This is a genomic window from Veillonella sp. ZSJB6 (assembly GCF_051549505.1).
GTDB lineage: Bacteria > Bacillota > Negativicutes > Veillonellales > Veillonellaceae > Veillonella.
This window is the reverse complement of sequence record NZ_JBPUGE010000109.1, coordinates 1-255: the sequence shown is the minus strand read 5'-3', so window position 1 is coordinate 255 and position 255 is coordinate 1. Positions and strand designations below refer to the sequence as shown.

The 255-nt window shown below is 49.8% G+C and carries 1 protein-coding gene; it reads right to left on the bottom strand.

From position 1 onward, the window contains the following. The coding region (locus ACSV5T_RS10085; RefSeq protein WP_438321043.1) for a DNA topoisomerase at positions 1–255 on the bottom strand (255 nt) is incomplete at both ends.

Here is a 255-nt window from a genome sequence, read left to right as displayed (position 1 = left end):
ACAATTCGCCTTCATGGTTGAGCATGAGTTTGATCGTCCAATACTCTTCTGGGTCGAAGGCGTTGATTTCCCGCTCCCGGTCGATGATCATTTTGACGGCCACTGATTGGACACGTCCGGCCGATAAGCCTTTTTTGACTTTCTTCCATAATAATGGGCTCATCCCGTATCCGACGAGACGATCCAAAATTCGCCGCGCTTGTTGGGCGTCGACGAGATCGTGATTGATTTTACGTGGGTGCTTGAATGACTCCT